Origin of the sequence: Vibrio agarilyticus, assembly GCF_012641465.1 — a bacterium.
Classification (GTDB): Bacteria; Pseudomonadota; Gammaproteobacteria; order Enterobacterales; family Vibrionaceae; genus Vibrio; species Vibrio agarilyticus.
This window is the reverse complement of record NZ_JABAIK010000012.1, coordinates 99993-125528: the sequence shown is the minus strand read 5'-3', so window position 1 is coordinate 125528 and position 25536 is coordinate 99993. Positions and strand designations below refer to the sequence as shown.

The following is a 25536-nucleotide window of genomic DNA, read 5'->3' as shown; positions in this document are numbered from 1 at the left end:
AAGGTGATGGCGCACTGCATGAGATGAGAGATGACCTGATTGAAGAGCTCGGCGACATTATAGATGATGGCGAAGGTGGCGGATTCGCAAGCACTCTCATTAATGACACCGATCTATCGAAGATTGAATTTTAGTTTTGCTGCATCTTCAGTTCAGAGCATAGCTGACGTTGAGAGTTAACTCTTGTTTGAGATGAGGTAAAGTGAGGTGAGGTTAGACTTTTACACTAGCTCAAATGCATACTCTAGTGTTTTTCAGCATCATTAACTTGAAGTATTCTTAAACTCGCCCCGACACGGTCCATTCGATACCCTTTAGTTAGCTACACTTCCGCGAGTCAGAGTCAGCAAGTGATCTACTTCTAAAAGCAAGCCTATTTTGCTGTAATTTGAGGGTTAGTACCTCACATCTGGTTTTATTCTTGTCGCCTTGCGACAAGGCCAACCGCAAACACTTGCTGAGGCCAGCTCGTTCCCTCGCTGAAAAGACCAGAGTTTTATTAGTGGAAGAGTTAAAGCTATAAATCAGTTTGTATAACTAAAAATGAGATAGAGCGCACTTAACCAATGTTTTTGCTCTCAATATATAAAAGAGTCCGCATTTTAAAAATTTTACAGTAATTTTTTTAAAAAACTTTATTTCAGAGTATATAACCAATCAACACCAACATCACCATATATAAAACTACTCGAAAGAACTAATACTTGGACGAAGTCGATCTAGCCGATGTGAGGGCTCCGAACTTACTTCAAGAGCCCAACTTCTGAATCGACTTTTAGTACTTATTGTAAAGTTTCATCTGCCCTGTCTTATCAAAAGACACCACGTTAAAGTCTTTGTACTCCTGCCCTGGTCGTGCCATTCCCGGTGAATGCTGCGGCATACCTGGAGCGGCAATCCCTGAAATATTTTCAGGTCTCTCCTCAAGCAAGCGTTTGATATCAGACTCAGGAACATGCCCTTCAATCATATAGCTATCAATGACAGCTGTATGGCAGGACATCAGTTGATTAGGCATACCAAACTCTTGTTTGACATCACTCCAATCACGAGCGTGGTTAACATTCACCTTATAGCCTTTTTTCTCCATAATTGCAGCCCATTCCTTACAGCAACCACACGTAGGCGATTTGTAAAGCTCAATAACAGGCTTAGCAAAGACGTTAAAACTCAAAATCAAAGATGAAAATGCAACAAGTCTCAATTTTTTACACATAAAGTTACCTAACTAAAGTCTATTTTACGTTAATACTGATGGCTTCATCGCCAAAACTCAGCTCATATACTCCTTTTTCAGGAAGCCACTCAAAGTGCTGAGTTTCATACGGATCTACACGCAGTGTTAAATGTTTTCCAGACAAAGGGGAGAGGTCAATTAACATCGGCTCAAACGTTTTATTTAGTACCACCAACTGGCTATTCTTGCCGCTATCTATAGAAACTGAGAGTAGTCCCCCCTTAATACCTTCATACATCCAATCCACTAATTGAAACGTTCCAAGATACTCCATGTAGTCTGCTAGATTTATCTTATCTTGTTCACTTAGTACGTCGCCTAAAAGCTTCATAGTTTGTTCATGCTCTAGGCTGTATTTCAGGTCATTTAAGGAGCTACCTCTGATGTTTCCACCAACATTACCTCCCCCTTGACCGTAAAGCCCATGACATGCAATACATCCATATCCACCAACAGTACGAAATGTGGACTCACCGGCTGAAATTGATTCTTCTGAAGCATAGGTAAACAAGCTCATACTAAACATACTCACTAGCATGAATGAACGCTTTAACATCATCAGATTCCTCTATAGCACCTATAAAGTCACTTTTTTAATCATACCTGCTTCTGCATGCCCTGGAATATTGCATGCAAATTCAACCTTGCTGTCCCCATGGAAGTGCCAAATCAGCTGTTTAGCTTTACCCGGCTTTACTGTAACTGCATTCCCAGAATCATGCATATGATGAGGCATTTTCTTCATCATTTCGCGATGTTCAAGTTGCTCTTTCGCTGAACCAATAGTGAACTCGTGATCAATCTTGCCAACATTCATGACTACGAATTGAACGACATCATTTGGTTCAATTTGTACTTCTTTTTTGAATTTGATTGTCATGTCATCTGCCAACACAACATGCACCACTTTGTCTGGCTTAGCGCCCATTGCTGGCATACCCACTGCGGACATACCCTCCATATCCATCATCGAATGATCCATTTTACTGTGATCCATTTCAGCCATTGCTGATAATGTAGTAACAGAAAGCAGTGCAGCAATTAGTGCTTTTTTCATTTTCATCGTGTATTCCTTACTAATTGATTTAGAAGTCTTTCCGGCCAAGTAGCTCTCAACCCGAATGCATGTGTTTAGTTATTTAAGTTCGCGTGTTTTCCAAAGTTTGAAAATCGCAGGAAGAACCAGCAGTGTGAGTAGCAGGGCTGAAGCCATACCACCAATCATTGGTGCTGCGATACGTTGCATCACCTCAGAGCCAGTTCCTTCCCCATACATAATTGGAATAAGGCCGATGATCACCGTAAGCACCGTCATCATTACAGGACGAACGCGCAATCCAGCCCCTTCTCGAATCGAATTGCTTAAATCCTCTTCATTGAGTGATTTGCTCTGCTCTTTGGCATCCAGTTTGGTGTAGTGCCATGCTTGGTTGAGATACACCAACATAATGACACCAATCTCAACAGCTACCCCTGCTAGCGCAATAAAGCCAACGCCTACCGCGATTGAGAAGTTGTAGCCAAGGTAGTGCATGAGCCATAGACCACCCACCATGGCTAACGGTAGAGTCAGCATTATGATCATCACCTCACCAACGCGTCGGAAGCTGAAGTAAAGCAATAACATGATGATGGCAATCGTGATTGGCACAACGACACCCAAGCGCTCTTTCGCTCGCTCCATATATTCGTATTGACCCGACCAAGCAAGTGAGTAGCCTGCTGGCAGGTTCAGTTGATCCGCTACGGCAAGTCTTGCTTCTTCGACATAAGAGCCAAGGTCGCGCCCATCGATATCGACAAATACCCAGCCGTTTGGTCGCGCATTCTCTGTCTTGATCATCGGAGGACCGTCTTCATAGCGAATATCCGCAACATCCGCTAACGCGATACGGGCACCGTTTGGCGTGACTAACGGTAGGTTTTGTAGCTTCACTACCGAATCACGGTAGTCTTGTGGGTAACGTACGTTGATCGGGTAGCGCTCTAGGCCTTCAATGGTTTCGCCAACATTCATGCCACCAACAGCGGTAGATACAACCTGCTGAACCTCTTTGATGCTAAGCCCATAACGAGCTGCTGCGCGGCGGTTAATATCAATCGTAACGTAACGTCCACCGGCCACACGCTCAGCATAGACAGAAGCGGTACCTGTGATGTTGTTAAGGATTGGCTCAAGTTGAGAACCAATTTGCTCAATCACCTTCAGATCTGGTCCTGCTATCTTGATGCCGATTGGGGTTTTAATCCCTGTTGCCAACATGTCGATACGGGTTTTGATTGGCATTACCCAAGCGTTGGTTAACCCCGGGAACTGAACCAAGTCATCAAACTCTTTGCGCAGCGATTCCACAGTTACACCGTCACGCCATTGTTCGCGGGGTTTTAGTTGGATTACAGTTTCAATCATGGTCAGAGGCGCAGGATCGGTCGCAGTTTCAGCACGGCCAATTTTGCCCCATGAGGTTTCGACCTCAGGCACTGTCATGATCAGTTTATTAGTTTGTTGCAAAAGCTCTCGTGCTTTACCAATCGAAATACCTGGGTAGGTTGTTGGCATGTACATTAAGTCGCCTTCATCCAATGGCGGGATGAATTCACTCCCAAGCTTAGTCGTTGGATAATAAGCCGAGCCCATAAGCACAATCGCCAACACAATCATGCTCTTTGGATAGTTCAAGCTAATGTTGAGAAGCGGTTTATAGAGCGCAATCAAGCCCTTGTTGATTGGGTTCTTGTGCTCAGGCAGCACCTTACCGCGAATGAAGTAACCCATCAGAACAGGAACGAGGGTAATAGCAAGACCCGCCGCTGCTGCCATGGCATAGGTTTTGGTAAAGGCGAGTGGCGAGAACATCTTACCTTCTTGCCCTTCCAGCGCGAATACCGGAACAAAGCTCAGCGTGATAATCAGTAGTGAGAAGAATAGCGGTGCACCAACCTCTTGTGCCGCATCGCTAACCACTTGCCAACGTTTTTTGTCATTAAGAGGCGTGCGTTCAATGTGCTTGTGCATGTTCTCTATCATGACTATTGCACCATCCACCATGGCTCCAATTGCAATCGCGATACCACCCAGTGACATGATGTTGGCGTTAATACCTTGCCAATGCATCACAATAAACGCAGTCAGGATACCAACAGGCAAGCTCAGCACAATGACCAATGATGAGCGAATGTGGAATAGGAATAACGCACAAACAACAGCAACAACGATGAACTCTTCCGCTAGCTTCTTCCATAAGTTTTCAACTGCGGCATCAATCAGGGTTGAGCGGTCATAAGTCGCAACGATTTCAACGCCTTCTGGCAAGCTGCGCTGAAGATCAGCAAGCTTGTCTTTGACGGTGGTGATCACCTCACTGGCGTTCTCACCAAAGCGCATCACAATAACACCACCGACCGCTTCACCTTCGCCGTTCAGCTCAGAGATACCTCGGCGCATCTGCGGTCCGAGGTTAATATCGGCTATATCACCCAATAAAAGAGGTGTACCTTGCTTAGTGACTTTTAGTGGCAGTGCTTTGATGTCTTCAATGCCCGACAGATAACCCGTAGTTCGCACCATATGCTCGGCTTCAGCAACTTCGACTACCGATGCACCGCTCTCTTGATTACCGCTTTGAATCGCCATATTGACCTGTTGTAGCGTTAGGTCATAAGCTCGCAGCTTAGCAGGGTCGATTTGAACTTGATATTGCTTCACCATACCGCCAACGGTCGCCACTTCTGAAACGCCGTCCACGGTTTGCAGCTCATACTTTAAGAACCAATCTTGCAGACTACGAAGCTCTGAAAGATCATGTTTACCGGTTTTGTCTTGTAGAACATAACTGTAAACCCAACCCACACCGGTCGCATCTGGACCTAGCATTGACTTGGCACTTGGCGGTAGTTTAGGTGCTACTTGGCTCAAATACTCCAGCACGCGAGAACGCGCCCAGTACATATCAGTATCGTCGCTAAAGATGATGTAGACATAAGAGTCACCAAAAAACGAGTAACCACGTACCGTCTCTGCACCTGGTACTGCAAGCATCGCTGTGGTTAGAGGGTAAGTCACCTGATCTTCTACAACCTGAGGCGCTTGCCCTGGGTAGCTGGTTTTGATGATCACCTGAATATCAGAGAGATCAGGAATCGCATCGACTGGTGTGTTTTTAACACTGTACAAACCGCCAAAAATCAAGGCAAAAGTGGCAACCAAAACCAAGAATCGGTTGTTGATAGACCAACGAATGATGGCATTTATCATTGTGCGGCCTCACTCGTTTCAATCAGTTTAAGTAGGTAATCCGAACCTTGTTTTTCAAGTAAGAAACGAACCTGTTGGCCTTCTTCAAGGCCAGTTAGATTCACCTCTTCACCTACTGAGAAATTCATCTCACCCGCGTCCCACTTCCACTCATCTACTGGTTTGTGGTTTAGAGTTATCATGCCAAAGTCAGCCATTAGCATGGTGATGTCGCCCTCAACCCACACCTCAGAGGTCATTTGAGATTCACTGATTTTGTAATCAACAATCTCATACTGCCCTGAATCTGATTTTTTCATCTCAAACTCTAGTGATTGACCCGTTTGGAACGGTTCAAACTCAACGCCTTCTGCCACATTAAAGTTCATCACCATTCCCGGCCATTTCCATTCAGGAACCGGTTGGTGGTTAATCGTTAACATGCGATGACCAGCCATCACATCGGTGATTTCACCCGTAGCCCAAGCGGTTTCCGTTGGTGGTTCGACACCATTGATGCGTGATAGATCAGCAGATTGGCTTGACTCTGAATCCAACATAAAGTGCGCAGAAGTAACAATGCGGTCACCAGCACTTAGCCCCTGTAATACCTCTATCTTGTTAGCCGCTTCACGCCCCACTTCAATGCGAGCAGAGCGATATTTACCATCCCCCTCAGCAAGCACCACACGAGTCATGCCGCCAGAACGAATCACCGACGAACGAGGAATGGTTAACACCTCATCACTCGAAACTGGTTTCAGCGCGACGTTAGCAAACATGTTCGGCTTAAGTTCGCCATGTGGATTGGTGAAACGAAGGCGAACACGCAAGGTTCGTGTGCTTGGGTCTAAGATTGGATAAACGTAATCCACCTCACCGTTCCATTCACCACCCGGCAGCGCATCTAGTGTCATTGACGCTTGGCTGCCTTGCTTGATCCAATGCGATTGGCGCTCAAACACTTCGGCATCCACCCAAACTTCATCAAGCGGACCAGCGCTAATTACGGCTTGAGCCGGAGAGAGATAACCACCCTCACGAATATTGAGGCTGGCAATCACGCCATCAGCAGGCGCTTTAATCTCGATGGTTTGCGACGCTTTTCCTCGACGCACTATTGATTTAATCTGGCTGCGATCCACACCCAAGGTCACCAATCGGTCGGTGGCACCTTTTATCATGCCCTTACGGTTAGTTTTATAGGCGCTGATTAACTCTTCTTGCGCTTTGACTAGCTCTGGTGAGTAAAGAGTGAATAACACCTCATCTTGTTTAACCTTTTCGCCCACTGCATTGATGTAGAGTTTTTCGACCCAACCCGATACGCGGATGTTGGTTTGCCACAACTGACTTTCATCAAATGCGATATAGCCAACGGTTTCGATGCGTGGTGCAAGCACCTCTTGCTTAACGGTATCCGTTTTTACACCGAGGTTGTTTTCAACCGCAGGGTCGATTTTTACCGTGCCCGGTTTGTCGTTACTACCATTTAGGTCATCAGCATACACAGGAATAAGATCCATCCCCATTGGCGATTTACCTGGTTTATCGCGTTGGTAATTTGGGTCCATCGGAGCAACCCAATACAGTGGTTCGTCACTTGATTTTGACTCCGAAACCGCCATGTCAGCCATATTGTGGCCCATACCTGAAAGGTAAATATTCGCTCCGAACCCCAATGCACCACCAACCAATAGCGCTAAGCTTGCAACTTTAAATGTACTCATCTGAATTCCCTTATTATTGTTTTTCTTGGTATTGAGCGTTTGGAGCAGAGATTTGGTACTCGAAGCCGCCAAGTAGTGAAGCCAACTTGCTATTGGTCTGGTTTAAATCGGTGATCAGTCGAGCAAGCTCCACTTGCAATGCCAATTCATCGGTTGATGCAGTAATCACATCACCAAACTGAGCGGTATTATTTTGATAACCGCGCTCAACCGCTTCAATGCGAGCTTTGGACTGAGGCAATAAGCGCTCCTGATAGCGCTCAATGCGTTCAGTGAGATTCACTCTGTCCGACATTAACGCATTCACTTGAGCGTTCATTTGGGCGAGCAACGTATCTTTTTGATATTGCGCAGCACCTACTTGGTATTGAGCCGCAGCCACATTTTTGTCTTGGCGATTGTCGGTGAACAAAGGGATGTCCATCGTCAAATACGCACTAAGCAAATCAGGGGCACGTCTACCCATCATGTTGTCGGCTTGACGGTAGGCATACATCACCTCAAAACCAAATTGTGGCGTGTAAGATTGCTCAGCAACCTCAACTTGGGTGCGATTGGCCGAGATATTCGCGTCAGCGATTTGCGCCATAGGTTGTTGGTTGAGTAGCGCGTAGTATTGGGTGTTGTTAGTTTGTTGTTCTAAAAGCGTATTCAGTCGTGACCAATCTAATTGATACCCTGCCTGATTCGAATCAACGGAGCGACGATTTAGCCATTCAGACCCTAACCATTCAGATAGCTGAGCAACGACGCGATTTTGCATCTGTCGATTGGATTGCAGATTTTCATCCAACTTGTCGACTTGAAGCTGAGTATTAAGCAGATCTTGCGCTTCACTCTTACCAATTGAGTAATTGGTTTGTGCGTATTGCTCCATCTCAAGCATCAAACGACGGTTCTCTTTGATGACCGATTCTGCGTATTGGAGATAACCCAACTCAAGCCATAACTGAGTGATGTTATTGGCAACCTCACGCTCGCGAACTTGGACCTGGTAAGCAACACCATCAGCTTGTTGATTTGCTTTGCGTTGATTGAGCTCTAAAGTGGCGCCGCGTTCAAATTGCTGCATTAACCCAACAGAGATATTAGTCATTGGGTCTTCATCAAACTTAAAGGAATCGACGGGCAAGCCACCAAAGCCGACTTTAAGCTTTGGATCCATCAATGTTGCGCTTGCTACGCCTGATTCACGCATCGCTTGCGACTGTGCCGCATATTGTGAACGAGCAGTGTCACTCGAAAGCGCAGACTCGATAAGCTGGTTAAGTTGTTTAGTTGATTCAGTAATCGATAGCGACGTTGTTTGAACTTGCGCATGAGAGATTGCTGGCACAGCAGAAACAACAACTGCAATGCTAAGGCTCAAGGCATTAGATACACCTAGGCCATTGAATTCAATATTCATTATGTTTATCCACGAATAGAGATATGGACATACCTCAAACCCTGCATAAAGTGCAGATCAGGCTTGAGAGCTGACAATGATGTTTATTGAATTACGCGGATGGCGGACGAAGCAGGCTTTGGATGCGTGACACTTTAACGCCAATCTTGATTGAGTGGTGTAAAGCTAACGTTGAAGAAAGTGGATTTGGTAAGTAGACGACCTCAATTGGATACGAGACGCTTGAGCATACAGAGACACAGCAGGTATCAGCGCTGGAGTTGCTGTCACCGCAATGGCTCATTACCATTTTTGTATGGTGTTCCGAATCCGTAGAACCCTCACCCGAATGACAATTAGTGGCTTGTTGATGATGAGCAGAAAACCCCGAAGATTCAACATGATTGGACGACATGTGGTTGTGGTGACTGCTCGTTACTTCTGAAATAGATACTGGCATGCTATTCATCGCCATCAGTGGCGCACTCGACACATAGTTAGACATCAGCATCGCCAAGATACTGAAGATCGTAATCCATGTATTTTTGAGTGAGTGGGTCATAATATACCTATCAATATAACAACTCCCATTATAAACCTTGCCCTTGCGGTAAGGTCAATGTCTTCCTACAAATTTGTGTGCACGCAATTGTAGTTACTACATTTTCGCAAATGAAGTTTAGTAGTTGCAACTCTCAATGGGGCAATGCCGAGCTTTACACATTATCATGATCACGTCGCTCTCACTGCTAATTACGCGGGTCAAAGCTGGACATCAACCGAAACAACGATTCTTGGCTCAAGCTGAGCGGATTTTTTCAAGAGTGCTCGATCACACTGGCAGAGACATTTTTGATAAGAAGTGGCAGATATTGAATAAATAATGACGAGACCCAACCTAGCTTTAATCAACAAGTATCATTATTGATGCGTGGCTATGTTGCCCTGCTCTTTAGCGTCGCTAGTGACGTTTTAAATTCACCGTTACACCTTTTGATCTTTACCTCGCTTCGCGAGAACAAAATCCAATCTCGACTATTATTCTATGAGTGAGTACAAGTCTTAATTTTACCTTTATATATAAAATACGCCTGTACTCACGAATTCAAGCAACTGCGACTCGTTGTAATAACCCAGCCACAAACTGGTTAATTTACTGGCGAAAGCCAGGCCTACTACGATAAACAAATCAAAAACCAAAGCCAGCCTTGTATCATCTATAAGCTATGCAGTATACCAACCGTCAGCGAGCACTAATGCTTTCACGCTTCCGCCAGCCAACTGTGGTTGATTTACAAAGATAACCTAACCTGGTAACTCAATCGTTAAGTTGTGCAACACCTAAGCGACAAGCTCACACACCAAAGACTCGTTTTCAACCAAATGAGTATTATCGCATCCTGCCAGCGAGGGCTAGCTCATCTCTGGGTATTTCTGAGTTGGCAATGAGAAGAGTACGGACAGCAACAGGCACGAGAACCTCGATGGTAATTAAGGCTTAACTTTAGACAGTTACACAGAATTCAAGGCACTCTCTATCGATGCGCTCGTGCCACGGGACTTGAAACACTAACAATATAGCGCTGTGGGTTCATGGAGCATGATACCAACTTATTGCCAAGAAAAGGTCTTGATGTTTTCTGTTTCTATGAAGTTGTCTACTTCAGTAGCTATTTTGCTTATTACTTTTGCGACAAAATCAGTCCTATCCTTTCCTTGTAATTCTCCAGCTTTCGAAAGGTTAGGAATAGACCAATGTCGACGTAACAGGTTATTGGAGGAGATAGTGTGAGTAATTTTATTAAAAATCGCACACTGTTCCTCGCTTTCGTCACACAGAGTTATGACGTAATCAAATTGTTCAATAAACTCGTTCCACTCAAAAACAGTCTTACAGACTTCATCAGTTGGCATTTCGACAAACCGAATTATTTCTTCTCTTAGAAATTGAGGAATACCTCCCTTCTCGAAACTAGCAGCAGACGCATGAACCTTTCCACGACCCTGGATGTTCATTATACCTTTAGCAATTGATGCTCTGACCCCTTTCTTTACGCACACGAATAATATTTTTATCGGTTTATCAGACATCTTCATAACTCCATGTAACTATTAAGACTGAATATTAAATCGTAGTTGATATTCGTGTCGTTGCATCGCCTTGTTGCGTAATTATTTTTCGAAGCAAAGCGACCCTAGTTAGCTTGATTGTCAGAACGCACGGCAAGTTTTAGGCATACCAAGCCTAGTCACTTTATTCAATGCTTTTATCATCGCGTAGATTTCACCAACTTGTGCATTGTATTGTCTTTGGCTTAACCGACCGCCACGCAAGTGCTTCACGCGATACATTGCTGTTTCGGAAAGCGAACTCTTGTATAACCATATCGCACCTTCCAGTGCTGGTTTTAGCCGTATAACTTCTGACAGGCAACCGCTCGTTTAATCTGAATGCCCTTATGACAATCTCTTGTGTAATAAGCGTCATCGCCAAAAATCTCAAGGATTTTCCGACGTATTTGGCCGAATAAGCTAGGCAGAATTTGAGCATAAGTCACTGTTGACAAAATCAACTTGCTGTAATTATTTCATGTGTATTTGTCTCGACTGCGAGGTGGAGCGCTCCCTTATCCCTTCGGGCTAAGGGATTAATAAATAACCCCAAACGCTAATAGTTATTAACCTTAAAACAACACACAGTATCGTTAATTTTTCTAAAATTCTGATGTCCATTTAAATTAATAACTTATTCATAAAGGGGAGCTGCAATAAAACCAAAAATAAATAGCGTAAGGCTACCACCAAAACATGCTAACACCTTCATTTCAAAAATATCTTTTTTTTGATTTAACTATACCTTTAAGCAAAGTAGTTCCGAATTTATTCTTTTGCACTATTTTTTATTCTTAGGCTCATTTCATTGATTATCTCTCTATGTTTGCTATTCCATGCTGTAAGCTGGTAAAGCCTTAAGCCATCTATCCTTTTGTTTAGCTCTATAATTTATTCTTTCACCATAATATCCTCAATCAACATGAATAAAAAGTATATTTTATATTATCGAGCATCACCAGTGACAAAAGAATATAAATTAACCCACAAGTCATGAGATATTACCGAACAGCATGATGATAAAATCACTCTTTTAAAAATGACATAAAATCAACTAAATTGAGGGTAAAAATAAATTCCAACACAAATAACAATGATAAATAAAATTAATGTAATTATTTCTTCTCTTTCCATAGTTATCACAGTAAAAAAAGGCTAAACAGCAAGTGATACGCTGCAAGCCTATGGAGGACTCAATTGAGTTAAGGTGGTTTTAGACCATTCATCATGCAAATCGACTCTCAAAGAGTAGAACGTAAATACTGTATACACAATGCGATTTGCAGGGATTTGTAACTCAAAGTTAAGACCTGTGTCTATGTCACCAGTGATAGCTCTCATCTGCCATTTCAGACTCAATCCGTTGATCATGTTATGGTGAGCATCAGAATAGTCTGAGTTGCTCATTTGACCAATTCAATACAGATTTGTCGTTTTCCTGACATTGCCAAGAAATTTCTTACAAATTTCTGTGTTAGTTTTCGCTCCGCCAATCGGGCTCATCTGTTATTTATAGGCAATTCTATGAAACGTTACGCAATTTTACCTATTTTCTCTCTCGCTATGGTTGGCTGTGGCGGTGGTAGTGACAGCAGCGGTGAAACTAGCACGGCACAAACACCTCCCGTCTCTCAAGGCTCCATCGAACACGTTACTGGTGACGCTATCTCTGTCAATGGCTACAACTATTCTCTTGATGGGTTAACCGCTACTTACCAAGATGAGACGCTACCAAGCTCGATCTTGTCAAAAAATATGATGGTACGTATCTCTGAAGATAACGCTAGCCGCTCTGGTGGTGCTGTCGTTACGCTAGAGCCAACCTTCACAGGTAAAGTGGGTAGCATTTCACCAGACCGAAAATCATTTGTGATCAACGGTGTTGAGCTTCAGTTTACATTAAGCAACAACATCCATGTTGGCAGTAACGTGATGGTATCTGCGCTACCAATGGCAACGGGCTACAACGTACTTTCAGTGATCGAGTTCAATCACTGGAATGGTCAAGCAGAAACCGAAGGCCTTGTAAGCCGACTTGACAACGACACCTTTAAGATCGGCGCTTCGCTAACTGTTGACTTCAGCAATATCAATGTTAAGTTTCCATTAAGCAACGGCATGTGGGTCGAGGTGATTGGTATGTACGATACTGACAGTAGCATACTGCGCGCAGAAAAGATCACGCGTGACGATTACACTGACATCCCTAACGATGGCGAGATCGAGGGTATCGTAACTTTTGTTAATCGCGGCCCTGATGGCAAACCGCGTTCATTTGAACTGAACTACAGCGCACAGATTCAAACCGTGAGCTCAACCGAATATGATGACGGTTTCTACGGTGACCATCGTGACCTCGTCGCAGGTGCTTGGGTTGACGTTGAATTGAAAAACAACAAAAACAAGCTCATGGCAAAAGAGATTGAGTTTGAAGACGGCAACGATGACAACGATTGGGAACAAAACGAGTTTGGGATCGAAGGGTACGCACTCGTTTCAAATTCTGAACTAAAAATGTTCACTATCACCGATGTATGTTCAAATGAACAGTTCACTGTTAGCGTAGATAACCTAACCCATTACGAAGATCTGGCTAATTTTGATGAACTGCACAGGCAATACGTCGAAATAGAAGGTCACCTATTTGAAGGGCAGTACATTGCTCGTAGCATCGACGTAGAAGATGACAGTAGCGATAATGGCTGTGACGACTAAGCAGCAATAATGCACAAAAGCAATTGGCACTTGATGTGACATGAATACAACATGTTAAACCAGCGCTGATGCGCTGGTTTTTTGTTTGCACAGCAAAGCTGTCAGATTGAAAGAAAACTGAATCTCCCTGACTGAGGGAAAGGTAATCCAAATCGCTTGGTGATCACATATCCACCGGTGATCGTGCAGGCTCGTTTCTGGACATTTCCGAGTTACGTGCGATCACACTTAGGCACCAACAAGTAGTTGGAACAATACAGTAACCACATGACTTGTAGTACATTAGTGGCATATTCGCTTGTATGCTTTTTAGGGAAATTCCTATGTACATCAGAAAGGTAACGATCAAAAACTACCGCAGCTTCCGCTTTTTCAAAGCACAGCTTCAGCAGCTAACAGTTGTCATTGGTGAAAACGATACTGGTAAGACGAACTTTTTCACCGCACTTTCGTTACCGTTAAGCGGCAACCAAATAGACTTCAACCAGAAGCGTTTGAGTGTGTCTGATATCAACAAAGATGCCGTTATTGATTTTCTCAAGTCTGTTGTCGATGATGAAACTGAAGAGAATCAGCTTACAAAGATCCCTAAAGTATCCGTAACCGTAGAGTTCGCAGATCCGAAAGATGCTTATGAAACAGCTCTGTTGGCTAAGTGGATTGTTGCTGATGGAGACGAAGAAACATACAAAATCAGATACGACTTTAAACCTAAAGACGACAAAGACTTGCTTGAAGTCGTGAAGAAATCGCTCGCTGGTAAGACGTTAGATGATATTAACTGGTTTACTCTACCCGTTGAGCTATACGACTACCAAATCGTATCTGTGAACAACGAAAAGCCTATCGCATACAGTGACTTAAAACACGTCAGTGTCCATAGCATCAATGCCGAGCGAGATGACTTCTCAGAAAGCAGTTCAATGAAGTCCAATAGCATTTTCACCAAGCTGCTTATGAACACTCTCAACGATGACGACAAAGGTCAGATCAATACCGCCTACTCTGAGTTCTTTAGTGCTATTGAAAAAACTGAAACATTCGACAAAGTCATTGGTGCTAATGACGATTTCGAGAATTACGACAGTATTATTAAGCAGCTTGAGTGCACTCCCAACCTGCCTAACTTAAAGAACATCTTATCGAACATCACTTTGAAATACGGTAATGAATTTCTGTACCAAAAAGGCTTAGGACAACGAAATCTTATCTACATACTCATCTTATTTGCTTACTACAAGTCATGTGGTGATACGTTCAATTTGTGTTGCATAGAAGAACCAGAAGCACACTTGAGCGTTAACAACCTTCGTTTAGTAAGAGACTTCATTGAGAAAAGCTCACGCAACAGCGGCTCGCTTGTACAAACTATCATTTCGACCCATAACCCATCGATCATCAACAAGCTAAAGATCTCTAATGTGTTGGCGTTTACTGGCGAGAAAGCAATTAGTCTGTCTGATACTCCGACTAAGTTAGTTGACTACCTAAGAAAGAGACCTAACTTCGACATCCTAAAGCTGCTGTTTGCGAACAAAGTCATTCTCGTAGAGGGCCCGACGGAAGAAATGCTGATCAGCACTTATTTGTCTAAACAACAAGCCCTCAACGACATTGATATTATTCCAATTGGTCAACGCGGCTACACCACTTTCTTAGATATATGGCTCACCTTGAACAAAGATAACCAGAACAAAAAAATTGGGGTCGTCCGTGATTATGACGACTCAGAAGCAGCTAAAGCCAGACACAATGCTTATGACACAACGCATGCGAATGTCACTGTAAGAACAACAAAATACTACACACTTGAGATTGATTTAGTAGAAACAGAAAACAACCTAGCTTTGCTGAATGGTTTATTCAAAATGGAAGGCGACCTCACCGCAGTGTCCGATCACATGATTAATGGTAAAACAGCAAGAATGCTTGATGTATGTGATGCGATGGTTGATGAAGAGAACCCACTGGATATCAAGTTGCCGGCTCACATAGCTGACGTCATCGAGGCGGTATCATGATAGAAGTACAAATCGCTGGTGCAGGTGCTGGGAAAACTTATGGTTTAGCAAAGACTTTGATAGATCACATCAAAGCTTGTACTAGTCACAAAAAGACATTTGCACTGACATACACAAACTCAGCAACAGCAAAGATAGAGCAAGAGATAATCAAACAACATGGCTTTATTCCGTCGAACCTCTGTATACAGACAGTACATAGCTTCTTGTTGAACGAAATCATCTACCCGTTCTCGTCATTCACTCTCGGTGATGTGTATAACGACACATCAATTATGATATCGAATCCTAAGTACAAGAATGGTCTTTTTGCACGACTTAAAAAGATTAATGTCATTCATACAGATAATGTATATAACATCGCTAAACAAATTGTTGATGAAACCACCAGCAAGCACAACAACAAAGCGAAGAAAGCAAAAGTCCGCAGACTATTAGCTATTCTAGGAAGCTGCTTTGATAAGATATTCATCGACGAAGTCCAAGACTTAGATAAAGATGCACTCCGCTTTTTCGAAGTTCTAGGCTGCAACGATATTGATGTATACATGATCGGAGATCCCAAACAAGCAATCAAGTTTCCCCAAGATCTTGATGCTTTTGTTCGAAAAGTAGCTCAAAAAAAATACGCGACCATACTACCGATCAACAATCAAACCAGACGAGTACCCACAGAGATACTAGCGGTCTCAAACAGCTTCTGCTACGAAGATCAGCAACAAAAGTCACTATCAGAAATGGTTGGTGAACTTATGTACATTGAATCGACGGACGAACGATATGACGAGCTACTAACGAACTACTTAGATACAAAACAACTTGTTTGTATCGACAAAAAGAATGGTCGCTATACAACTTCGTCTAAACACAAACACGTATTCCCACGAGAGATCGAGGAAATGATTCGTGATTCTAACCACAAGAAAGACAAAGCTTTGTTTGTTAAAGCAGCTTTTTCTGACTTTATGGACGATGTTGCCGAAGTCGGTGCAAGAATTGCCATCAATAAGCTAAAAGCCAGTCATGGCTTGACACTTAATGGTCAGCACTTCGCCCAACTGTATGAGCTGTGCAATTCTTGTACAGGAAATGACGTTCAATTCAAAGTCCAAAGTATCGAGTCTATCAAGGGACTGGATGCTGATGTGTGTGTAATCATACTTAGCTCTAATACCCTGAAGTACTTGACCCAAAATGGTATTAGCGAAGCAAACCGATTTAATAAAGAATGGAAAAAAGTTTATGTCGCTCTTACTCGTGCTAAGAAGAGGCTGGTGTTGGCTTTAGATCACGAGTTACTCGCTAAAGAAGATATGGCGGCTGTTAGAGATTCTGTGGGAGCACTAGGATTCGTTACTCATAACTAGTATGCATCTGACCAAAAACACCGATGGAGTCTAGTAGAAGACTAACTCAAAACATGTGTTATATCTAACGACCCTGTGAATAATTTTTTGACACTGGTTGTAACTCGTTTTGGGGCAAAAATGAGCCAGAACGGCTCACTCTGACTAGCGTGATAAGATCGTACTTTATTAGTATCGTAACGCCTTTATACTAAAAATCCGCTCACAAAAAGGGGAAACACCTATGACGCTTTTCGCTCGCGCTTCACTACGGCATACCAAAATGATTTGGAAATGACTTTTCTTTGAACGAACCGCTTAGCCGCCTCAAAGCCAAGTCTAGAATTTGCGCCGGTAATTAAAATTGATGAAGTAATCATATCGAATACATAGTGTCTGAACTAGAAGCGCGGTCATAAAAGCGCTGTTTATATTGTTAAGATAATTACGGGCTCAAATTCAAAGTTTTACACAGCGAACACTAAACATATAATCTTTTGAGCTCGTAGCACGACGAATTTCGCCTTTGTGCGCATTCCACCAAGAGTAAGCCAGTGTACGAATAATACCTTTGGTGTCAGACGCGCTATCTGCTGTCCAAAATTCAGTATAAGCACCCTCAGTGATGTAAAAACCGTTCCACTTAACGCCAGCAGGTCTCGCAAAGAAGCGATGTTTATTAACTAGAGACTGATCCACTTTTTTAAATGGCCCATCCGTTTGTGTCTCCTTTAGTTGCAAGCCAAGCTGTTGGTCACCACCTCGCCAGCCTTCTTGGTGAATTTCCTCTTCAGGCATACCTATGCTTCGTTCAAGCGTTTTCCAGTCCTCATCTGTCGCGACTCTCCACCCCTCTGGACATAAATTTCGTTCATCTGCGACGTCATGCCAGCTGTATAGTCGACCATATTTCAACAAATTCGCCTTGTCATCTTTTGGAATGACGCCAGACCTAACAGCGGATCCGTCTTGGAACTTGGTACTCCTCAACCCTTCAGCTAACCAAATCTGCCCACCGATGGTCACCGTTCGATAAACATTACCTTCCATGTCTTGAACGGTATCTTCCAGTTGGTACAAGTCTTTATTAATCTCATTAGCTGAGGTTGTAGTAGCAAGGACCATAATAACTCCTATGAATAAAATAATTTTTTCACGTCAAATCACATTAATTGAAACGATAGAATTACTATACCCATTCTACTTGAAGCCGCAGGGTTGTTAGTTGGCTCTCATAAACCTCATCACATAGTCTATCTATCTTCACGAGGTGCTCAGAGGCTTTGTTCGTTTGCCGCCTACCTGCAACTTCAAGTTATTTGGGCATATACCCATGATATTGGTTCAAAAATAAGTGAATTGCTCATTAAAAATACCTATTGATATCAGGCAGGCATTTGAGCCATCTCATCATTCACTAGATACGCAATATTCTCAATTATCCCCTTAACTTGATTCCACTCCTTAGGTGGTACGTGTCTTCACCAGCAAATATCGGGGCAGTTCCGAGCTACAGCTCTATTAGCACGATCATGTCGCTCTCACTGCTTATTGCCTTTAGTAATAAGTCTTAATTTGAGAATACTGACTACCCCATCGGTCAGAGATCAGCTCAAAAATCAACAGCGTCTCATTTTCAGTGGCTGATTGGTAGATTTTCTTCAGGTTATTTGGGTTCTCAACGGTCTCTGAGTGCTGAATAATGACGAGTCCCAACCAAACTTTAGTCAACAAGTATCATTGTTGGCTTCTGATTATGCTGCCCTGCTCTTTAGCATCGCTAGTGATCTTTTAAATTCACCTTTTGATCTTTACCTCGCTTCGCGAGAACAGAGTCCAATCTCGACTATTATTTTATGGGTGAGTACAAGTCTTAATTTTACCTTTATATAAAACATGCTTGTACTCACGTACTCAAGCAACTGCGACTCGCCATCATAGCGACAAACTGGCTAGTTTACTGGCGAAAGCCAGGCCTACCACAATAAAGAAATCAAAAATCAAGGCCTGCCTTGTATCATCTATAAGTTATTTAGCATACCAACTGTAAGCAAGCACCTCAGCTTGCTCAAGAACAGACTTGATTGCTTGTTCGGCTACATCTGACTAATACTTCCAACAGCGCGGCAGTCGGCGGACTAAGTTACACATACGAGCACGGACGCTTTTACGCTTGCGCCAGTCAACCGTGGCTCATTTACGAAGCGAACCTGCTAAGTCAATCATTAAGCCGCGCAACACATCATCAACAAGCTCAAAGACCGAAAACTCATTTTCAACCCAATGAGTGCTATCACATCCTGCGAGAGCGAGTCTAGTTCATCTCTGGATATAAGTAAGCTACCTTTAGACTCACAGACACTAGATAACCCCACATCTACTAAGCTTTACCTTCTTTTACATTCATTGACGTTGCTTTACAGGTAGGGAACTACATTTAAATGGAAGTTTAATCGAGTACCTCATCATGAAAACAGTTCGTAACGTCATCTGGGCAATGACCGCCACCATATCCATATTATGGTTTGCAATGGAACCTCATCTTCTTTCCTCTACTAGCGTCTTTGAGTGGCGATCTGCCATGATCCAATATTCCGGCATTCTGTCATTGATGCTAATGTCGATCACCATGGTGCTGGCAATGCGTTTACCTTTGGTTGAAAACTGGTTGCACGGTATGGATAAAGCATATCGGGTTCATAAATGGTTGGGGATTGGTGGTGTCGCATTGGGTATGGCGCATTGGCTTTGGTATCAAATTCCAAAATGGTTGGTGGTGTCAGGCCTATTGGCGCGACCAGTAAAACAATTTGGGACTGGACCTAACGGTAACCTATCGAGCATTGAAGCAGGTATTATTGAACTACAAGACATGGCTCAAGGCATGGGTGAATTGGGCTTTTATTTAATGCTAGTGCTACTTGTCATTTCGTTATGGAGCGCAGTTAAATACAAACCATTTAAACTTTCACACCGACTAATGTCTGTTGCGTATCTTATGATTGCTGTTCACTCCGTGCTGCTGATCAAACGGGCGTATTGGGGTGAACCTGTTTACTACCTAACAATTGCCTTTGCTTTCATTGGCTCGATTGCTGCGTTATACAGCTTGTTTGGTTTTGTCGGTCGCGATAAAAAACATTCTGCTGTTGTGACGTCTACACGTTATTTCCCACAAGCAGAGATTATGGAGTTAGTAATAAAACCAGATGCAGCATGGCGTGGTCATAAGGCAGGACAGTTTGCCTATTTACGCTTTGGGGAAGAGGATGCTCATCCGTTTACTATCATATCAACCGGTGAAAACAATGAGTTGCGATTTTTAATCAAAGAGCTTGGGGATTTCACTACTGGACTTTATGACCGCGTAAAATTAAATGATACCGTAACGGTAGAAGGACCCTACGGACGTTTAGATTTTGATTTAGAGAAGCCACAAATCTGGATCGCTGGCGGTGTTGGTATAGCTTCTTTCTTTGCAGCTCTGGAAACGTTAAAAAAGAAAGCTCGAAATAACAATGTTCACCTTTTTTATTGTACCCGTGGTGTAGATAAACACTTAGTTGACGAGCTTTGGCATCTAGCGAATCAAGCCAGAATCAATTTATACGTCATAGATACAATAAAGTCAGCGCGTCTAAATGCAGTGCGTATATTTGAGCAGTGTGGCGATTTGAATCAGTATGAACTGTATTTTTGTGGGCCAGAGATCTTCTCAGAAGCTTTGAAAAAAGAACTCGATATACATCAATTTGATATTGAAAATAGCTATCACGAAGAATTGTTTGTGATGAGATAATACTCATAATTAGTTATAAAAAGACTATCCAAGCAACGTTTTAGGGAGCCCGTTATGTGGCTCCCCGAAAAAATGAATAGTGCGGTTTAACTTGATGTTATCACCGTTTTTGATTTTGTTATTTCACTATGTGTCAATGCCTCTGGCATATGCTCAAATTTGAATGTGATCGGCTTACTAATTTCAATATCACCTTTAGCAATTCGTCCAAGTAACGCTTCACCGTTTTGCATCAATGCATACCAATCTTCTTTATCACCAAAACCATGTAATGCTCCTAGGGCTATTTCGTGATAGGAAATAGTACGAGTAAATGGAGGGTCAATAGGTTTAGCAATACGATCTTGAATGCAGACAATATGTCCATTCGCTCTTAACAGTGGTACTAAACAAGCGGCATTTTCCCCACTCACCGCATCAAAAATGGCAAAGTATTTCATGTCGATTTGAGATTGCTCCCGATAAACTTGACGAATACCTAACCTGTTGGCTCGCTCTTCACTCAAACTCGCTGAGACAACGTCAACGATATACCCCTTACCTCGAAGGAGCTGAGATAACAAATTATTCACCGCGCCAAAGCCAACGACAAGCACTTCTCTTTGTCGAGTTAATGGAATTTTTTCAAATGACTGCCACGCAGTAAGCATCGGACAAGGCAGTGCCGCTGCAAGTTCAAACGATAAGCTATCAGGTAGCAGCATTACTCGCTCAGCATTCAAAACGGTATATTCAGCAAAGCTTCCATGGCGAATTAATGAGCCATGATACGCCACTCGACGACCAATCAGACTTATGTCAACGTTAGATCCTACTTGGACGACGACGCCTGCACCATCAACACCTGGAACATGACCATTAGGCCAATTTAAAGGGTTAGCTTTAATAAATTTCCAATCAACAGGGTTAATACCAATCGCTTTGTTTTGTACTAAGATTTCACTGTCACCTAAAGCAGGTATTTCAGCCTTACCTAAAACAAGACTATGTATCCCAGTTTGATATTGCCAAATTCGATAGGGTTCCATATCACTTCTACTCGCTTAATGAAAAGGTAAGGCACCAAAGAGTTATCGTCCTTGGTGCCTAGTCTATTAGGCCTGATAAGCTGGATAATCGATATAACCTTCGGCTCCGCCCCCATACAAGGTTAACCTAGCATCGGCATCAAACTCGGCCAATGGTAAATCATGGGCAAGTCGGAAGGCTAAATCAGGGTTCGTGACGAAAGGTGTACCAAAGGCAACGAAATCAGCATGCTGCTTATCTAGCAACTGTTGTGCGGATTGCTTAGTCATCTTTCCCGCAACCATGATAGGGTTTGTATACACTTCGCGAACTTGATGACGGAAGGTTTCTGGTACATCAACATAACGAGAAATACGTTCGGAAAAATGAACATAAGCCAAGTTCATTGGTTTCATTCTTTCAAGTGCTTTTAGCATAACATCGATAATTTCAGGATCCTCGTCAGCGAAGCCCTCAATCACGTGCGGAGAGACACGCACGGCTACTTTGTCGCCGCCGATTTCGTTTACGACCGCTTGTAAGGTTTCCACCAAAAAACGCAGACGATTCTCTTTACTGCCGCCATACTGGTCTTGACGTTGATTACTCTCTAAACGCATAAATGTATCGAACAGGTAGCCGTGCGCTGCGTGGATTTCAACCCCATCAAAGCCAGCTTCAATCGAATTTTTAGCGGCTTGAACAAAATCAGCAATCGTACTTTCGATCTCTTGAATCGTCATTTCTCGTGGCATTTCAGTTTCAATCATGCCGAATCCACCTTCTGGTCGTGGGCCAAAAACTTGATCGGGCACTTTGATAGCTGAGGGGGCTAAAGGCTGCTCACCAGAAATACAAGAATGACTACGGCGCCCAACATGCCAGAGTTGGATAAATATCTTACCTTCTTCCTCATGAACAGCCTGAGTCACTCTCTTCCAGCCTTCAATGTGTTCTTCTGTGTAGATGCCTGGTGTCATAGAGTAACCCCGACCAACGGCTGAAATAGGAGCACCTTCTGTGACAATCAAACCAGAGCTAGCACGCTGACGGTAGTAGGTAGCCATCATCTCGTTTGGTACATCACCAGGTTGAGACGTGCGTGAACGAGTCATCGGCGCCATCGCGATACGGTTTTTGAGCGTCAATGCCCCCAATTGGATAGGTTGAAAAAGTGATTTAGACATAATAAGCCCTCTTATTTCTTATGAGGGATCTTAACAAACTCAACGGATTACATTGATAGCGATAATGACAAATGATATTTGTTAAAATTGCAACAGTATAAGTGTACTAGAGCACTGGTCTTGTTGGATGTCGATGCGTCATCGACTTTTATAGGCTGCTCTATTATCGAAAGTGCCAGAGGAAATAGCGAAGGCGAAGTACGGAGTTACTTCGCGTTGAACGATTTACAGATCTAGTTTCGGCTGAATAAAATCGATAAAAGCAGAAATCCTCTTGGCTACAGAAGAAGACTTGTAGTAGACAGCATTAATTTGCTCCCTGCCCGAGTTACCGATTTTTTCACCTTCTAACAATGCAACTAATCTTCCTTCCGCAATATCTTTTTTCACCATAAAACCTGATAGACAGGCGATTCCATTTCCCATCAAAGCGAGCTGTCTCACCGTTTCACCGTTACTTGAGGTCAGCGTAGGTGTTAGTCCTGAAAATCCTTTCAAAGGCCATTCATTAAGTGTTTTTGGTGTTGAAAATCCGATGGTATCGTGGTGTTCCAAATCACTGCTTTTATTCGGAAAACCGCGCTTTGATAAATAATCAGGTGAAGCAACAATGTAAAGTAAACTTCGGCCAAGAGGTCTAGCATGTAAGGTTGAATCATTTAATGCACCGATACGAATAGCGATATCGGTTTTCTTTTCTAACAAATCAACAAAACCTTCATTGGAAGTCAACTCCAACTCAATATCAGGATAAGCTTGATTAAATGGCTGAACCAGCGGGACTAACTGGTGAAACACAAACGGACTAGCGGCATCAACACGCAGCCGCCCTTTTGGTAATTCTCCACGGGATATAATCTCGTCTTCCGCATGCTGTAACTTCATCAGCCCTATCCGTACCGACTCAACGAATTGCCGCCCTTCATCCGTTAACTCAATCCGTCTTGTGGTTCGATTTAATATCGTCACACCAAGCTGGCTTTCTACCTTACTCACCGCTCGTGATACGCGTGCAACCTGTATATCTAGACTTTCTGCTGCCGCAGTAAACCCGCCAGTGTCAACGACAGAAAGTAGAATTTCTAAATCGTCCGATTTTGTACGCATACTGCCAACCGTTTCATCAAAAGCTCATTTTTAATTATTGCATTTATAGCAAATATTATTTGTTAAATAACCTATTTTTTGCAACTACATTCCCACGCAAAATCCCTCCATCAAATCACGGCAGCGCGGCACTTTGATAAACACATCTGCTGCTGTGTACTAGAAGCTAACAAAAGAGAGTAATTGATATGCCATTAGCACTTCTCGCATTGACGCTCAGCGCCTTTGCTATCGGAACGACGGAGTTTGTGATCGTGGGATTGATCCCGACTATGGCTTCTGACCTAAACGTCTCACTACCATCCGCAGGACTATTGGTGAGCCTTTATGCACTCGGTGTTGCGATTGGCGCACCTGTTTTAACCGCACTAACGGGAAAGTGGAACCGTAAGCACGTACTCATTACTGTTATGTCACTGTTTGTGATTGGCAACTTATTGGCATGGAAAGCACCTGGTTACAATACCCTTATCGTTGCTCGTATTTTGACTGGTTTAGCCCATGGTGTGTTTTTCTCAATCGGCTCGACAATTGCGACTGGCCTAGTACCTAAAGAAAAAGCGGCAAGCGCAATTGCGATTATGTTTACGGGATTAACCGTGGCATTAGTAACAGGTGTGCCACTTGGTACTTACATCGGCCAAACCTTTGGTTGGCAATCGACATTTTTGATTGTCGCACTATTGGGCATTATTGCGTTGATTGGTAGTGCTTTCTTAGTACCAAGCAGCTTAAAACAACCCGCTGCTGCTAAACTGTCATCACAATTAAAAGTATTAACGCAACCAAGGCTACTATTGGTTTATGCAATCACAGCACTCGGCTACGGTGGTACATTTACTGCGTTCACATTCCTCGCGCCCATTTTACAACAAGAAACGGGCTTTAACGCCAATGCTATTAGCCTAATCATGCTGGTATATGGTGTCTCTGTGGCAATTGGTAATGTTTGGGGCGGCAAAATGGCTGATAAGATGGGGCCAATAAAAGCGCTGACGATTATTTTTGCAGGACTCGCTGCTATCCTTTTGATATTTAACTTTACTGCTGTTAACCCTACCGCAGCGGTAGCGACCATTTTAGTTTGGGGAGCCTTTGCATTCGGTAATGTCCCTGGTCTACAAGTTTATGTGGTTAAACTGGCTGAAAAACACACTCCTGACGCGGTAGACGTTGCTTCTGGTCTAAACATTGCTGCGTTTAACGTGGGTATTGCTTTTGGCTCGTGGGGGGGCGGTATGATTGTGTCTGAAATGGGCTTAATGCATACCCCGTGGATTGGTGCCATGGTAGTTCTCGTTGCACTTGTCCTTACTCGAATGAGTGGACGTCTTGATAAACGTACAGCAGTTCATATGTCGGAAGCAAACGTACTTATTAAGAAAGCATCATAATTTTCATTAAAAACTGGTCAAAGTTGGCTGATTGCGCATGTATGCCTGCATCCTTAGCGCATCAGCACTATTCGCTAACGGTTTTAGCGCTGTCTTTATCATAATGTTTCAATGACGCATTCAAGAGTTCCTGAGGCTTATTGAGTTCGATGATAAAGTTTACTCATTACTTTCTGTATATAAACACGCCTCAGTTATACTGTTTGGTATGTATGAGCGTAGCTCATTTGGGGGCATAGAAAATTTATAGCAAGCTGAA

17 protein-coding genes and 2 pseudogenes are annotated in these 25536 nt (G+C 43.2%); 5 read left to right on the top strand and 14 right to left on the bottom strand.

All coding sequences use genetic code 11. From position 1 onward, the window contains the following. Positions 1 to 775: 775 nt before the first annotated feature. The 9 genes and pseudogenes from HGP28_RS13180 to HGP28_RS13140 form a co-directional block, all read right to left on the bottom strand. A complete protein-coding gene (locus tag HGP28_RS13180) occupies positions 776 to 1216 on the bottom strand; it encodes a DUF411 domain-containing protein (RefSeq protein WP_168836937.1) in 441 nt (146 codons plus the stop codon). 19 nt (positions 1217 to 1235) lie between these two features. Beyond that, the gene (locus tag HGP28_RS13175) at positions 1236 to 1754 is read right to left on the bottom strand and encodes a hypothetical protein (RefSeq protein WP_168836936.1); all 519 of its coding nucleotides are present in this window, start codon (positions 1752 to 1754) and stop codon (positions 1236 to 1238) included. Positions 1755 to 1814: 60 nt separating this feature from the next. Further along, entirely contained in the window at positions 1815 to 2294 is a 480-nt protein-coding gene (copI, locus tag HGP28_RS13170; protein WP_168836944.1) for a copper-resistant cuproprotein CopI, read from the bottom strand. Between the two features lie 78 nt (positions 2295 to 2372). Next, positions 2373 to 5492: an efflux RND transporter permease subunit gene (locus HGP28_RS13165; RefSeq protein ID WP_168836935.1), complete on the bottom strand. Its 3120-nt coding sequence runs from the start codon at positions 5490 to 5492 to the stop codon at positions 2373 to 2375. Then, positions 5489 to 7201: an efflux RND transporter periplasmic adaptor subunit gene (locus tag HGP28_RS13160; protein WP_168836934.1), complete on the bottom strand. Its 1713-nt coding sequence runs from the start codon at positions 7199 to 7201 to the stop codon at positions 5489 to 5491. Before HGP28_RS13160 ends, HGP28_RS13165 begins: the two co-directional genes overlap by 4 nt. Positions 7202 to 7214: 13 nt before the next feature. Next, positions 7215 to 8609, bottom strand: a complete 1395-nt coding sequence (locus HGP28_RS13155; RefSeq protein ID WP_168836933.1) for a TolC family protein — start codon at positions 8607 to 8609, stop codon at positions 7215 to 7217. A gap of 91 nt (positions 8610 to 8700) precedes the next feature. Next, entirely contained in the window at positions 8701 to 9150 is a 450-nt protein-coding gene (locus tag HGP28_RS13150) for a hypothetical protein (protein WP_168836932.1), read from the bottom strand. A gap of 1049 nt (positions 9151 to 10199) precedes the next feature. Further along, positions 10200 to 10679: an arsenate reductase/protein-tyrosine-phosphatase family protein gene (locus tag HGP28_RS13145; RefSeq protein ID WP_168836931.1), complete on the bottom strand. Its 480-nt coding sequence runs from the start codon at positions 10677 to 10679 to the stop codon at positions 10200 to 10202. A 120-nt stretch (positions 10680 to 10799) separates the two neighbouring features. Further along, positions 10800 to 11226, bottom strand: a pseudogene (locus HGP28_RS13140) (transposase); the annotation flags it as partial. A 998-nt stretch (positions 11227 to 12224) separates the two neighbouring features. Between HGP28_RS13140 and HGP28_RS13135 the strand changes: the two are divergent. The 3 genes from HGP28_RS13135 (at position 12225) to HGP28_RS13125 (ending at position 16803) form a co-directional block, all read left to right on the top strand. Beyond that, on the top strand, positions 12225 to 13415 hold the full coding sequence (locus HGP28_RS13135) for a DUF5666 domain-containing protein (RefSeq protein WP_168836930.1): 1191 nt from the start codon (positions 12225 to 12227) through the stop codon (positions 13413 to 13415). 323 nt (positions 13416 to 13738) lie between these two features. Next, a complete protein-coding gene (locus HGP28_RS13130) occupies positions 13739 to 15436 on the top strand; it encodes an ATP-dependent nuclease (protein WP_168836929.1) in 1698 nt (565 codons plus the stop codon). Next, positions 15433 to 16803, top strand: coding sequence for a UvrD-helicase domain-containing protein (locus HGP28_RS13125; protein WP_168836928.1), 1371 nt, complete (start codon positions 15433 to 15435; stop codon positions 16801 to 16803). Before HGP28_RS13130 ends, HGP28_RS13125 begins: the two co-directional genes overlap by 4 nt. 438 nt (positions 16804 to 17241) lie before the next feature. Here the strand turns inward: HGP28_RS13125 and HGP28_RS13120 are convergent, their stop codons facing one another. After that, a complete protein-coding gene (locus tag HGP28_RS13120) occupies positions 17242 to 17907 on the bottom strand; it encodes a fibrobacter succinogenes major paralogous domain-containing protein (RefSeq protein ID WP_168836927.1) in 666 nt (221 codons plus the stop codon). A gap of 903 nt (positions 17908 to 18810) precedes the next feature. Further along, positions 18811 to 19062, bottom strand: a pseudogene (locus tag HGP28_RS19230) (type I restriction enzyme endonuclease domain-containing protein); the annotation flags it as partial. Positions 19063 to 19249: 187 nt separating this feature from the next. Here HGP28_RS19230 and HGP28_RS13115 point away from each other — a divergent pair. Next, the gene (locus HGP28_RS13115; RefSeq protein WP_168836926.1) at positions 19250 to 20581 is read left to right on the top strand and encodes a ferredoxin reductase family protein; all 1332 of its coding nucleotides are present in this window, start codon (positions 19250 to 19252) and stop codon (positions 20579 to 20581) included. An 86-nt stretch (positions 20582 to 20667) separates the two neighbouring features. On the opposite strand, the gene HGP28_RS13110 is transcribed toward HGP28_RS13115, so the two are convergent. The 3 genes from HGP28_RS13110 to HGP28_RS13100 form a co-directional block, all read right to left on the bottom strand. Continuing rightward, positions 20668 to 21609, bottom strand: a complete 942-nt coding sequence (locus HGP28_RS13110) for a zinc-binding dehydrogenase (protein ID WP_168836925.1) — start codon at positions 21607 to 21609, stop codon at positions 20668 to 20670. A 66-nt stretch (positions 21610 to 21675) separates the two neighbouring features. After that, complete coding sequence (locus HGP28_RS13105; protein ID WP_168836924.1) at positions 21676 to 22776, bottom strand: alkene reductase; 1101 nt, start codon at positions 22774 to 22776, stop codon at positions 21676 to 21678. A gap of 225 nt (positions 22777 to 23001) precedes the next feature. Then, positions 23002 to 23883: a LysR family transcriptional regulator gene (locus HGP28_RS13100; protein ID WP_168836923.1), complete on the bottom strand. Its 882-nt coding sequence runs from the start codon at positions 23881 to 23883 to the stop codon at positions 23002 to 23004. Positions 23884 to 24071: 188 nt separating this feature from the next. On the opposite strand from HGP28_RS13100, the gene HGP28_RS13095 reads away from it, so the two are divergent. Further along, the gene (locus HGP28_RS13095) at positions 24072 to 25277 is read left to right on the top strand and encodes an MFS transporter (protein WP_168836922.1); all 1206 of its coding nucleotides are present in this window, start codon (positions 24072 to 24074) and stop codon (positions 25275 to 25277) included. The last annotated feature ends 259 nt before the right edge of the window (positions 25278 to 25536 follow it).

What these genes read in the sequence shown, in the direction of transcription:
- HGP28_RS13180 (WP_168836937.1), bottom strand. Translation starts at nt 1,216, where the DNA reads ATGTGTAAAAAATTGAGACTTGTTGCATTTTCATCTTTGATTTTGAGT.
- HGP28_RS13175 (WP_168836936.1), bottom strand. Translation starts at nt 1,754, where the DNA reads ATGAGCTTGTTTACCTATGCTTCAGAAGAATCAATTTCAGCCGGTGAG.
- copI (WP_168836944.1), bottom strand. Translation starts at nt 2,294, where the DNA reads ATGAAAAAAGCACTAATTGCTGCACTGCTTTCTGTTACTACATTATCA.
- HGP28_RS13165 (WP_168836935.1), bottom strand. Translation starts at nt 5,492, where the DNA reads ATGATAAATGCCATCATTCGTTGGTCTATCAACAACCGATTCTTGGTT.
- HGP28_RS13160 (WP_168836934.1), bottom strand. Translation starts at nt 7,201, where the DNA reads ATGAGTACATTTAAAGTTGCAAGCTTAGCGCTATTGGTTGGTGGTGCA.
- HGP28_RS13155 (WP_168836933.1), bottom strand. Translation starts at nt 8,609, where the DNA reads ATGAATATTGAATTCAATGGCCTAGGTGTATCTAATGCCTTGAGCCTT.
- HGP28_RS13150 (WP_168836932.1), bottom strand. Translation starts at nt 9,150, where the DNA reads ATGACCCACTCACTCAAAAATACATGGATTACGATCTTCAGTATCTTG.
- HGP28_RS13145 (WP_168836931.1), bottom strand. Translation starts at nt 10,679, where the DNA reads ATGTCTGATAAACCGATAAAAATATTATTCGTGTGCGTAAAGAAAGGG.
- HGP28_RS13135 (WP_168836930.1), top strand. Translation starts at nt 12,225, where the DNA reads ATGAAACGTTACGCAATTTTACCTATTTTCTCTCTCGCTATGGTTGGC.
- HGP28_RS13130 (WP_168836929.1), top strand. Translation starts at nt 13,739, where the DNA reads ATGTACATCAGAAAGGTAACGATCAAAAACTACCGCAGCTTCCGCTTT.
- HGP28_RS13125 (WP_168836928.1), top strand. Translation starts at nt 15,433, where the DNA reads ATGATAGAAGTACAAATCGCTGGTGCAGGTGCTGGGAAAACTTATGGT.
- HGP28_RS13120 (WP_168836927.1), bottom strand. Translation starts at nt 17,907, where the DNA reads ATGGTCCTTGCTACTACAACCTCAGCTAATGAGATTAATAAAGACTTG.
- HGP28_RS13115 (WP_168836926.1), top strand. Translation starts at nt 19,250, where the DNA reads ATGAAAACAGTTCGTAACGTCATCTGGGCAATGACCGCCACCATATCC.
- HGP28_RS13110 (WP_168836925.1), bottom strand. Translation starts at nt 21,609, where the DNA reads ATGGAACCCTATCGAATTTGGCAATATCAAACTGGGATACATAGTCTT.
- HGP28_RS13105 (WP_168836924.1), bottom strand. Translation starts at nt 22,776, where the DNA reads ATGTCTAAATCACTTTTTCAACCTATCCAATTGGGGGCATTGACGCTC.
- HGP28_RS13100 (WP_168836923.1), bottom strand. Translation starts at nt 23,883, where the DNA reads ATGCGTACAAAATCGGACGATTTAGAAATTCTACTTTCTGTCGTTGAC.
- HGP28_RS13095 (WP_168836922.1), top strand. Translation starts at nt 24,072, where the DNA reads ATGCCATTAGCACTTCTCGCATTGACGCTCAGCGCCTTTGCTATCGGA.